This is a genomic window from Ruegeria meonggei, from assembly GCF_042768335.1.
Lineage (GTDB): Bacteria > Pseudomonadota > Alphaproteobacteria > Rhodobacterales > Rhodobacteraceae > Ruegeria > Ruegeria meonggei.
Genome location: NZ_JAXHBT010000001.1, coordinates 2,137,081 through 2,148,801 on the forward strand (window position 1 = coordinate 2,137,081; position 11,721 = coordinate 2,148,801).

Consider the following 11,721-nt stretch of genomic DNA (forward strand, 5'->3'; position numbering starts at 1 on the left):
TAATCCCTTCGTGTAAATCATCGGAAGCAATCAAACCGATGGTACGAAAGGATTTATGCCTGTGTAAACGGCTTAGTCATGAGTGCCGGCTTCAAGGGGCGATCAGTTCAACCGTCCGGACGCAGCCAACGCGCCAACCAGTGAATTTTCAATCTCACCCGGCAGTTCCCGGCCCTTTTCGTACAGACTTGCAGCAACCCAGCCCACCATATGGCCGCGGGCCCCAAGATCGTTTGCGCGCACCAGGGTCGGCGACGTTCTTTCAATATTGACCAATGCCATTGAGCGTTCGATTTCATTCTCGCTGAGAACCATTTTTACCGCGCTGAAGATGTCCACCGAGACCTGCAGCGTTTGGGTCTCAAGCCGATGCGCAGCATCCGTCAACATTCGGGTGCAAAACGCGGACAAGAAATACCAGCGAAAGATTGAAAAAACGCGGTCCTGCATTTCCCCATGTGGGCTGACATCGACAGAGGCTGTTTCAGCAATACGTTCAAATGCAGCCTCGGCTGCCCGGGACGCCTTGCAAATCTGACTTTCGCGTCTTGCAATCGAGATTACGCGCGGGGCGAATTCCATTGCGACTTCGTGAGTTTCCAAATTCATGGTCGTCCTCCAACGCTAACACTTGTTGAGGACATGGAGACCTTCGTAGAGATTCTGTTGTGATTTGCCGCCATTTTTTGCAGAAACTGCCTGATTGCTGACTGAACAAAAATGCCACAAACGGGCATTTTACGCAAACAAAAGCAGTCACCTCAACGCACTAGACGGAAAAACTGTGGATTCCTGACAGCGCATGAATTGCGGCGGACATCACGATTCCAGTTGCCGCGCACATAGAACTGACACGTTCTGGCAATAGTTATGCCAATTTCTGCATCTATGAATACTCAATCCTGCTGCTCAGTTTACTAGTTTTTCTTTAACGAGGGGGTACGAGCGGGACCAGGGGGTGAGCGCCTGCACTTTCGGGTATGCCAAAAGGCAGAGATGCTCCCCCCGCCCGCAGTCCATCAGTCAATCTTGTTTTTCTGCGCATGCGGCGTGACGCCAAAACTCGACCGAAAAACGCGCGAAAAGTGGCCGGGGTTTTCGAATCCGCAGGCCATGGCGACCTCGGTCACCGACGCTTCGGTTTGCAACAGAAGTTTCTGCGCGCGTTCCAGGCGCAGCTCCATGAAGTATTTCTTGGGTGACGTATTGAGGTATTTACCAAACAACCGCTCAAGCTGCCGGGTCGAGATCCCAAGATCCTCAGCTATCTGCGACGGAGAGACTGGCGCCTCGATACAGTTTTGCATGATCTGGATCGCCCGGGCCAGGTGAGCGTTGCGCATCCCGTTGCGTGATTGCAGCGATACCCGTTGTTTCGCTGTGGCGTTGCGCACCGCGTTATAGACCATCTGGTCGGCGACTGCGATTGCCAGTTCCTTACCATGATCTCGTTCAATCAGGTGCAGCATCAAGTCAGCGGTGGCGGTGCCGCCCGAGGCTGTGATGTGTTTTTCGTCGGCTACAAATACGCTGCGCACAAGGTTCACCTCTGGGAAGGCTTCCATGAAGGCGTCGTGATACTCCCAATGGATCGCCGCCTGCATCCCGTCTAAAAACCCCGCCTCGGCCAAAAGCCAAGCCCCGGAACATAGCGCTCCAATAGGTGTTCCCCGCGCCCGTTCCCGCCGCAAGGTCGCCAGCAGTGGTCGGGTGACATGATTGCGCATGTGGATGCCCGACAGCACAAACAGCTGATCGGTCTTGGGCAGGGTCTCCAATCCCCCGTGTACCAACGTCACCACCTCATTTGAACAGACGGCCCGCGCACCCTCTTCCGATACCAGAGCCCAGTCATATAGCTTTTCCTCGCTGACCAGGTTGGCAATTCGCAACGGTTCGACGGCGCAGGAAAAAGCGAGGTGCGAAAACTCCTCGATCAGAATGAAGGTGATGTGCCGCGTCTGGCGCATATGTGTTCCCATTTTACCTGCGTCTTGGGCCGGTGGCTCAAATGATGGGTCATGCTGCACGATTTTTTAATGTATACAAGTTGTATTTTCTTAGGATACAAGAAAGGCGCGGCCGCACCGACGCGATTCGCGCCGGAAGACGCAGGGGAACTGAATGAAAGACGATGCGAAATCCCGAAAAACAGCGCTGACAGAGCATCTGAAAGCGTCGATTCTGACCCTGCGCCTGCAACCCGGCTCGGATCTGGATGAGGCGCACCTGTCTGATGCCTTCGGCCTGTCACGCACCCCTCTGCGTGAGGTATTCCGCCAACTGGCGGGCGAAGGTTACCTGGACCTGCGGACCAACCGCAGTGCGCGGGTGACCGAAATGTCCTATACTACGCTGCGCGATTTCTTTCTGGCCGCGCCGATGGTCTATGGAGCGATCTTGCAGCTGGCGGCGCAGAATGCCACACGCACGCAGATTGATGAACTGAAGGAAGCCCAGCAAGCCTTCAAGGCTGCGCTTCGGTCTGGTCCGGGCGAGGATCGCGCGCTGGCAAACAACCGCTTTCACGATGTGACCGGAGAGATGTCCGGCAACGTCTATCTGCTGCCTTCATTCAATCGGTTGCTGATTGATCACGCGCGGATCGGGATGACCTTTTACCGCCCGCAAACGACCAGCATATCCGACAACCTGTCCAAGGCCAGCCAACAACATGACGCCATCATCGCCGCCATCGAGGCGGGCGATGAGGCAGCCGCTGCGCAGCTTGCCGAAGACCACTGGAACCTGTCACGCGATCAGATCGAGCTATTTGTGATGCCTGACGCGCTGGACGCCCCAATGGGCATCGCGCCGCTTTCTAAACCTGCATGAGGACGGAATGAACCCAATCTTCAGATTTGAGGGGATCTATACCCCGGTGGTCACGCCCTATCACGACGATGGCCGCGTGAATTGGGACGCCCTGGCGCAGGTGATCGAAAACCTTATAGCGCATGGCGTGCATGGTCTGATCACCGGTGGGTCGACCGGTGAGAATTATGCCCAGACGGTCGACGAGCGGCTAGAACTGGCGCGATTTACGCAAAAACAGGTGCAGGGCCGCCTACCGCTGGTAGTGGGAACTGGTGCGATGCTGACACCGGATTCTCTGGCACTGGCCTCGGGCGCGCGTGAGATCGGAGCGGATGCCATCCTGCTGGCCAGCCCGCCTTATTCCGTACCGACCGATCGGGAAAACGCGCTGAACGCGCTGGCCATCGACAAGGCGGCTGATCTGCCGGTGATGCTGTACAATTATCCGCATCGCACCGGCACCATGATGGGAGAAGAGTTCCTGGACCGCGTCGGCCGCAGCCGGAACTTTTGCGGCATCAAGGAAAGCTCGGGCGATATCAACCGGGTGCACCTGCTGGCGCGGGACTATCCGCATATCCAACTGGGTTGCGGCATGGACGATCAGGCGCTGGAGTTCTTTGCCTGGGGTGCACCGTTCTGGGTTTGTGGAGGATCGAACTTTTTGCCTGCCGAACATGTGGCGCTTTACAACGCCTGTGTGGTCGAGGGCAATTTTTCCAAGGGTCGCCGCATCATGTCGGCGATGATGCCGCTGATGCGCGTACTGGAACAGGGCGGCAAGTTCATCCAGACCATCAAACATGGTGTCACCATGAACGGGATCGAGGCGGGTATGATGCGGCCGCCGCTGAAGGGTCTGAACAAGGATGACAAGCGCGCGTTGGAACAGGTGACGCGCGTGCTGAAACAGACAATCGCTGACATTGTGGCTGAAGAATAGGATTGGGGGTAAGAGATATGGATCTGCTGACACAGGACGAATACAAATCCATCGCCACCGGTCTGGACCTGCCAACCGGAGCCTTCATCGACGGCGCTTATCGCCCGGCGATCTCTGGCCAGACATTTGGCACGGTGAACCCGGCAACCGGTGAGAAACTGGCCGATATTGCCGCCTGCGGCGTGGCGGATGTGGACTTCGCCGTTGAAAAGGCGCGCGAGGCTTTCGACGACGGCCGGTGGTCCAAGCTGCACCCGTCGGATCGCAAGGATGTGCTGATCCGGATGTGCAAACTGATCACGCGTAATGCCCGCGAACTGGCGGTGATGGAAAGCATCGACAGCGGCAAGACCATCTATGACTGCGAAACTGTGGACGTGCCCGAGACGATCCATTGCCTGAAATGGCATGCCGAAGCGATCGACAAGATCTATGATCAGGTGTCCCCTGCCAGCGATGATCACATTGCCATGATTGTGCGCGAACCGATTGGCGTTGTGGGTCTGGTGCTGCCGTGGAACTTCCCCCTGCTGATGCTGGCGTGGAAAATCGGGCCGGCTCTGGCGGCGGGCTGTTCGGTGGTGGTGAAACCAGCGACGGAAACCTCACTGACAGCGCTGCGATTGGCAGAACTGGCGACTGAGGCCGGGGTGCCGCGTGGGGTGCTGAACGTCGTGCCCGGTGGGGGCGCAGAGGTGGGCGAGCCCATCGGGCGGCATATGGATATCGACATGGTGTCCTTCACCGGCTCGACCGTGACCGGAAAACGCTTTCTGACTTATTCGGCGGAAAGCAACGCCAAAGAGGTCGTGCTTGAGATGGGCGGCAAGAACCCGGCCATCGTGTTGGAGGATGCCGAAAACCTCGACCGTGTGGCTGCGCATGTAGTTAATGGCGCGTTCTGGAACATGGGCGAGAACTGCTCGGCCTCTTCCCGTCTAATCGTGCATAAGGCCGTGAAACCCGAGCTGCTGAAGCGCATCGCTCATCACGCCAAACAGTGGAACATCGGCGACCCGCTGGACCCCGAAACCCGCATGGGTGCGCTGGTCAGCGAAGGGCATTACACCAAGGTTTGCGGCTATTTGGGTCAGGCGGAAAACGTCTTGATCGGGGGCAAAGCGGACAAGGGGTTCGTCGAGGCCACGGTGATCGAAGTGCCAGGCAATGATGCCCCGCTGGCGCGCGAAGAGATCTTTGGCCCCGTCCTGTCCGTGATCACCGTGTCGGGCTTTGACGAGGCCATCAAGATCGCCAATGACACGGAATACGGCCTCTGCGCCTCGATCTTCACGGCCAACGCAAAACGGGCCATTCGCGGCGCGCGGATGATCCGGGCGGGCACCGTGACCATCAACAGCTTTGGTGAGGGGGATATCACCACGCCTTTTGGCGGATACAAGCAATCCGGTTTTGGCGGGCGGGACAACTCGGTTCATGCCCATGATCAGTACACCCAGTTGAAAACCATCTGGATCGATCTGGCCGATGACGCAGATGAGGCCGTGGATTGAGCAGCTACACGGCCCGAACCCTGCCGGTTCATCGCGGCCCGGCGGCGTGGAGTATTATTCTGGGCGACCCGCCGCCCCCGCAACAGCTGGACGGTGAACTGACGGCAGATTTCGTGGTGGTTGGTGCCGGTTTCGCCGGGTTGTCTGCGGCGCGGCGTCTGGCGCAATTGCAACCGGGTGCCACGGTGGCCGTGCTTGAAGCCGGACGTGTGGCCGAGGGTGCGGCGGGGCGGAACTCGGGGTTTATGATCGACCTGCCGCATGATCTGTCGTCCTCAGATTATGCCGGTGCAGGGAACGACGCCGCGATGATCGCGCTGAACCGTCAGGCGATTGCCTTTGCCCGATCAGCGGTCGAGCAATACCAGATCGACCCGAATTTCTTTGACCCGGTTGGGAAGGTGAACGGGGCGGCCAGCGCTGCAGGGCACACCCACAACCAAAGCTATGCCAGGCACTTGGCCACCCTGGGCGAGACCAGCGAGATGCTGGACCCACAGCAGATGCACGACCTGACCGGCTCGCGGCATTATCGGTCTGGCTTGTACACATCGGGGACGGTGATGCTGCAACCGGCTGGATATATTCGCGGGCTGGCCAGCGGCTTGGCCAGTTCTGGAGTCCGCATTTTTGAGAACTCCGCCGTGACTACTTTCGAAAAACAAGGCAGCGCGTGGCAGGTCGAAACTGCGCGAGGGCGCGTCAGTACTGGCACAGTTATCCTGACTGTGAACGGGCATCTTGAAAGCTTTGGCATCAAACGGGATCGCCTGATGCAACTGTTTCTGTTCGCAGCCATGACGCCTGAGTTGGACACGGATGCTATGGCCCGGCTGGGCGGGAAGCCTCGCTGGGGAGTAACGCCATCTGACCCGATGGGCACTACCATGCGGCGCATTGATACCGGTCAGGGCGGCAATCGCGTCATCACCCGCACCTGCGCGGCCCTGCGCCCCGGTATGGCAGCAACTCAGCGTGATCTGGCACGTGCCGCTCGGGTCATGCAGCGCAAGTTCGATCAGCGGTTCTCTCAGCTTGCCGGCCTGCAGATGGAGCACCACTGGGCCGGACATCTGTGCCTGAGCCTGAACGGCGTCTCTGTCACGGGTGAAGTTGAACCGGGCGTCTATTCCGGCTGTGTTCAGAACGGGTTGGGCACCGCGCGCGGCACCTTGACGGGTATTGCCGCGGCCGAACGCGCTTGCGGCCACAGCTCTGACATCGCCCGGCATTTCGACGCCGAGGATCAGCCCAAACGCCTGCCGCCACGACCCTTCCGCGAGATCGGAGCAAACGCCGTGCTGCGCTGGAAGGAATGGTGCGCGCGGGATGAATGATCAGGGCAGGCTAAGCTGCGACATGCGGCCGCCATCAATCGTGTAAACTTGACCGGTGATGAAACTGGCCTCGTCCGAGGCGAGGAACGCCACCAGCGCAGCAACCTCTTCGGGCGCGCCAGTGCGGGCAACAGGGTGGATGCGTTTGATCTCTTCGTGAAACGTATCCGGGTCGGGCATCGAGGCTATGAAATCCGCGTTCAGTTCTGTGTCGATCCAGCCCGGGGCAACCGCATTGCACCTGATCCCCTCACCCCCGTGATCCACGGCCACCGCGCGGGTCAACCCGTGCAACCCGGCCTTTGATGCGCCATAGGCGGCGTGACCGGGATTGCTGCCCAGCCCCTCAATCGAACCGACATTGACAATAGCCCCTTGCGCCTGCCGCAGATAGGGTAGCGCGGCTTTGATCATCAGGAATGGTGCGGTCAGGTTGACGGTCAGGGTGCGCTGCCAGTCGCCCAGGCTCATGTCCTCAACCGAGGCTTCCTGCATCATGCCTGCGTTGTTGATCAGGATATCCAGACGCCCAGCCCGTTCAACGACCTGAGACACCACGGATTGCGGACTGTCTGCTGTGCTAAAGTCTGCCTCAACCCCTTCGAAATCAGGATCGGACCCGCGCTGCGCCGTAAACACGCGTGCACCATCTTGTTGCAAGTGCTGCGCGATGGCGCGTCCGATGCCGCTGCGCCCGCCGGTGACAAGGGCGGTTTTGCCTTGGAAACGGGTCATAGGACTGGCTTGCCTCCGTTCACTTCGACCAAGGCTCCGCACATGTATCGCGCGGCGTCCGAGGCTAGAAACATCACCACATCCGCGATATCTTCGGGTTCAGCGACCCGGCCTAGCGGCACGGTCTGGCCCAGTTCGGCCACGGCGCTATCTGCGTTAAACCCTCGTTTTTCAAAGCCCGAACGTAGCATCGGAGTGTTTACCTCATTCGGGCAGACAGCGTTGATACGGATCCCCTGATGGGCATGGTCCAGCCCCATGCACTGGGTCAACGAAGCAATCGCAGCCTTGGTCATGCAATAGACCGCGTGATTGGGTCCGGGCCGCAGCCCCCAGCACGAGGCCGTGTTGACAATCGCACCGCCGCCACGCGCGGCCATGATCGGAATTGCTGCGCGGCAGATGCGGAAAGGAGCCTCGACATTCACGCCCAAAGACAGCGACCAGTCCTGATCCGAGGAGTCGACAACGGACCCGCGTGTGATAACACCAGCGTTGTTGATAACGATATCCAACCCGCCCAGCCGGTCCGCTGCCTGCTGTGGCAAGGTGTTCGCATAGTCGGCGTCCAGCAGATCGCCGGGCAGATGCGCATCGGCTTCGATCCCCGCCACTGAACGATCTGCAACAGCGACGCGTGCGCCTGCCTGACGCAGACACTGCACGATGGCCGCTCCGATCCCGCCTGCAGCGCCTGTGACGAGGGCTGTCTTTCCGTTCATATACATTGCCCCTTGAGTTCTGGGTGGAAAAAGCCCGCCCAATGGTCCGGGCGGGTGAGTTTCAGTGGATGTTCACTTAGTAACTTTGGTTCAGTTCATCCGCAGCTGGGATTTCCCGTTCGCGCCGAGTAATATAGTCCAACAACGCCTCGTTCCTGGCTTCGTCCAACTTGGGTTCCTGGTATTCCGCCAGCAGAGTCCGCGCGCGGTTCAAGGCGCGTTCAGTAATTTCGACACCCCCCTCGGCCTGCCATTGCTCGATCGAGTTGTTGTCGAACATCTCGGGCATAAAGAAAGCCTCTTGAAAGTTGTCCTGCGTATGCGGATGACCCAGATAATGCCCACCGGGGCCAACGTCCCGCACGGCAGCCAGGGCCTGATCAAAGTCGTGCCATTTCGGCCCTTCGGCCATGCGATAGGCCATGGCACATTGTTCGGCATCAACGATGAACTTCGCGGTAGAGCAATGCATCCCAGCCTCATTCCACCCGGCCGAGTGCCAGATGTAATTGGCCCCAGAGTGCATCACCGCCTGCAACGTGGTGGCGGATTCATACCCGGCCTGCGCGTCAAACGTCTTGGACCCGCCCAGCGTGTTCGAGGTGCGCCATGGCACGCCGTAATGCCGCGCCATTTGCCCGATCATAAAGTTCATCAGGCTGATCTCGGGCGTACCCGCCATCGGCGCGCCGGATTTCATCGACACGGTCGACAGATAATGGCCATAGATCGCGGGCGCACCCTTGCGGATCACCTGCGTGTAGGCCAGCGCGCTTAGCGCCTCGGCATTCAGCTGCGCCACGGTGGCGGGAACGGAGGCGGGTGTATTTGCCCCACCCAGCACGAAGGGCGAGCACAGCACCGGCTGATTGCGGCGGCTGAACGCCCGCATGGCACCCAGCATGGTTTCGTCCCAGACCAATGGTGAATTGCCGTTGCAGTTACCTGTGGTGACGGGGTGATCCTCAAGGAAGTCCTCGCCAAACAGGATCGCGCACATGTCCATCACGTCTTCGGCGTTCTTGGGGCTGGTGGTCATGCCCATGAACGTCTTGTCAGAATGTTTCATCGACGAATAGGTTATACGCAGGTGGCGCTGGCTTATCGGGTGGTCATAGGGTTCGACGATGTGATGCGCGCTGGAATGCAGCGCGGGCATCATGTGGCTGAGCTTGTGGAACATCGCCAGATCGTCCAGCGTCGGGTTGCGGCGCACATCGTCCAGATCACGTAAAAAAGGCGCACCGGTCATCGGCACAAAGATCGAATGCCTGCCCCCCAGCCGAACGTTCTTGTTCGGATCACGGGCATGATAGGTGAAATCCGACGGGATCGTGGCGATCAGCTCGCGCACCAGTCCGCGATCCAGATAGACCAGTTCCCCTTCCACTTTGGCGCCCGCTTTCTTCCAGTCTTCCAGCGCAATTGGATCACGGAACTGAACGCCAACGTTCTCCAGAATTTCCATCGAGGCCGCGTCGATGCGTTCGACCTGCGCGCCATCCATCACCTCGCACAAAGGGATGCCACGGGTCAGGCCGGGCAGCATTTTAAAGTTTGGGGCTGAGCGCAGGGCGCGGCGGGCCGAGCGCCCACCCGAGCGGGTTGCAGTACGAATGTTCACAGGGCAATCCTCCAGTCTTACCTGTCAGATTGGGGGATTCGTTGCGCGTTGACCTCACTGATTGCGATATCTGCTTGCAAGAAGCGACACCGGGTCCGGAACGAAAAACGCCGCCCCGGGGATGGGGCGGCGCTGAGTGTGTCAGGCGGGCTTGCGTTTATTCAGCAGCTTGCGCCGAAGCACTGTGCTTGTCCCGCTGGCTGTCACGGAACAATGCCTTTGTCAGAGCGACCATCATCAGGCCCATCACCATGGTGAAGGGTAGCGCGCCGATGATCATTGCGTTGCGCAAGGCATCCATCGGGTTGTTTTCCCCCGCCGCAAGGATCAGCGCACCGATCACCGCCGTCAGGATCACACCCCAGATGATGCGGTGCTTGATGCCTGTCTCTTGGCTGCCGCCGGACATGATGGTGTTCATCACCAGAATGCCCGAGTCAGCGGACGTGACCAGGAAGGTCATGATCAGGATCACGCACATGACGTTCAGCATGGACAACAACCCACCATCGATCATGTAGGACAGCGTCACGAACAGCTTGTTGGTGTTCGATGCGCCAATGATCGCGCCTTCTGCGGCACCGGCCAGTTCCAGATCAATCGCTGTACCACCCAGAACCGTCATCCATGCAAAGCACACAAGCGCCGGTGCGAACACGCAGCCCAGAATGAACTCACGCACCGAACGGCCCTTGGAAATGCGCGCCAGGAACAGGCCCACAAATGGAGAGAACGCGATCCACCAGGCCCAGTAGAACGTGGTCCAACCCGACTGCCAGCCGAACTGACGGCCTTGCTCGCCCGCGGCATAAGCTGCGGCCAGGGTTTCTTCGTCCAACTCAGCGGCTGCGCCTTCCAGACCGCTTTTGAAGCCATCAAAGCTGCCCCAGGCATTTGTTGCGCCACCCATCAGATCATCTGCATGGGCTTGCGCGGCCTCAGGCAAGCCCGCAGCAAAGGCATCTGCAGACATCGGGCCATAAGCACCGAAGCTCATAGAGACAAAGTGGATGATGTAATCGACCATCGCCGAGCCATAGGTGGTCAAGGCAAAGACGAAAGACCCGAAAATGATGAACGTGCCTAGCAGAATGATCGACAGAACCAGGTTCAGGTTCGACAGATACTTAACACCCCGGCCAACACCGGACACGGCCGAGATGATCGACAGTGTCATGATGACAACCAGACCTGCGACCAGGCCAACCTTGCTGGGCGTGGGAACGTCGCCGCCCAGATCCATCACCCATTCCATACCGGTTATCGCGTAAACACCGTCAATGAACTGGCTGACGCCGAAACCGATGGTCACGGATACACCCAGGATCGTTGCCACAACGCCCAGAACGTCAACCACATGGCCAAGGAACCCGTTCATCAGGCGGCCGAACAAGGGTGTCAGCGCCGAACGAATTGTCAGTGGCATATCGCGCGTATAGGCGTAGTAGGCCAGCGACAGGCCGGTCACCACATAAATCGCCCAAGCGTGGAAGCCATAGTGCAGGAACGTATAGCGATAAGCCGACTGGATTGCTTCGGGCTCGTTCGGGGTCACGCTGCCCGACACAGTCACAGGGTTTGATCCCCACAGGCCCAGCGGCTCTGCGGTGGCAAACACCATCAGACCCACGCCCAGACCAGCACCGAACATCATCGAAAACCATGAGAAGTTCGAGAACTCGGGCTTTTCACCCGGAGTACCCATAACGCGCCGCCCGGTGGCAGGGATGATCGCAACAACTGCGAGGAAGAAGAAAAACAGCCCGACTATGACAACGTAAAAGCCGTTGAAGCTTGCCAGAATGTTGCTGTTCCAGCTTCCCAGCGTGCTATTGGCATTGGCCGGGAAGACAAGTGCCCAAAGCACCAGTCCAACCATGATGGCCTTACTGATCAGCGCTATGGGAACGCTGTAATTTTCATAGAAACCGGCATCCGCCGTTTCTATCTCTAGGTCCGTAAATGGCTCAGGTAATGACATAAGGTTCCTCCCGGTTGTCACATTCACTTTTTGGGTCTGCGCCGGTAA

Annotated in this window: 10 protein-coding genes; 4 read left to right on the forward strand and 6 right to left on the reverse strand. The window is 58.9% G+C overall.

All coding sequences use genetic code 11. From position 1 onward, the window contains the following. Positions 1-102 precede the first annotated feature (102 nt). Together SJY13_RS10455 and SJY13_RS10460 are read right to left on the reverse strand one after the other, a co-directional pair. Positions 103-609 (reverse strand): hypothetical protein, encoded by a 507-nt coding sequence (locus SJY13_RS10455; protein WP_085821546.1) that lies wholly within the window; start codon positions 607-609, stop codon positions 103-105. A gap of 410 nt (positions 610-1,019) precedes the next feature. After that, positions 1,020-1,970: a GlxA family transcriptional regulator gene (locus SJY13_RS10460; protein ID WP_085821547.1), complete on the reverse strand. Its 951-nt coding sequence runs from the start codon at positions 1,968-1,970 to the stop codon at positions 1,020-1,022. A gap of 154 nt (positions 1,971-2,124) precedes the next feature. On the opposite strand from SJY13_RS10460, the gene SJY13_RS10465 reads away from it, so the two are divergent. From SJY13_RS10465 to SJY13_RS10480, 4 genes are read left to right on the forward strand one after another with little or no spacing between them, the layout of a single operon-like run. Continuing rightward, positions 2,125-2,835, forward strand: a complete 711-nt coding sequence (locus tag SJY13_RS10465; protein WP_377190710.1) for a GntR family transcriptional regulator — start codon at positions 2,125-2,127, stop codon at positions 2,833-2,835. Between the two features lie 7 nt (positions 2,836-2,842). Then, the gene (locus SJY13_RS10470; RefSeq protein WP_377190712.1) at positions 2,843-3,760 is read left to right on the forward strand and encodes a dihydrodipicolinate synthase family protein; all 918 of its coding nucleotides are present in this window, start codon (positions 2,843-2,845) and stop codon (positions 3,758-3,760) included. A 17-nt stretch (positions 3,761-3,777) separates the two neighbouring features. Next, positions 3,778-5,274: an aldehyde dehydrogenase gene (locus tag SJY13_RS10475; protein ID WP_377190714.1), complete on the forward strand. Its 1,497-nt coding sequence runs from the start codon at positions 3,778-3,780 to the stop codon at positions 5,272-5,274. Next, on the forward strand, positions 5,271-6,611 hold the full coding sequence (locus SJY13_RS10480; RefSeq protein ID WP_377190716.1) for an NAD(P)/FAD-dependent oxidoreductase: 1,341 nt from the start codon (positions 5,271-5,273) through the stop codon (positions 6,609-6,611). Before SJY13_RS10475 ends, SJY13_RS10480 begins: the two co-directional genes overlap by 4 nt. Here the strand turns inward: SJY13_RS10480 and SJY13_RS10485 are convergent, their stop codons facing one another. From SJY13_RS10485 to SJY13_RS10500, 4 genes are all read right to left on the reverse strand, one after another. Then, positions 6,612-7,346 (reverse strand): SDR family NAD(P)-dependent oxidoreductase, encoded by a 735-nt coding sequence (locus tag SJY13_RS10485; protein WP_377190718.1) that lies wholly within the window; start codon positions 7,344-7,346, stop codon positions 6,612-6,614. It lies immediately after the preceding gene. Continuing rightward, a complete protein-coding gene (locus SJY13_RS10490) occupies positions 7,343-8,074 on the reverse strand; it encodes an SDR family NAD(P)-dependent oxidoreductase (RefSeq protein WP_377190720.1) in 732 nt (243 codons plus the stop codon). Before SJY13_RS10490 ends, SJY13_RS10485 begins: the two co-directional genes overlap by 4 nt. A 70-nt stretch (positions 8,075-8,144) precedes the next feature. After that, positions 8,145-9,692, reverse strand: coding sequence for a trimethylamine methyltransferase family protein (locus SJY13_RS10495; protein ID WP_377190722.1), 1,548 nt, complete (start codon positions 9,690-9,692; stop codon positions 8,145-8,147). Between the two features lie 157 nt (positions 9,693-9,849). Next, positions 9,850-11,673, reverse strand: a complete 1,824-nt coding sequence (locus SJY13_RS10500; RefSeq protein WP_085821556.1) for a BCCT family transporter — start codon at positions 11,671-11,673, stop codon at positions 9,850-9,852. Positions 11,674-11,721: the final 48 nt, after the last annotated feature.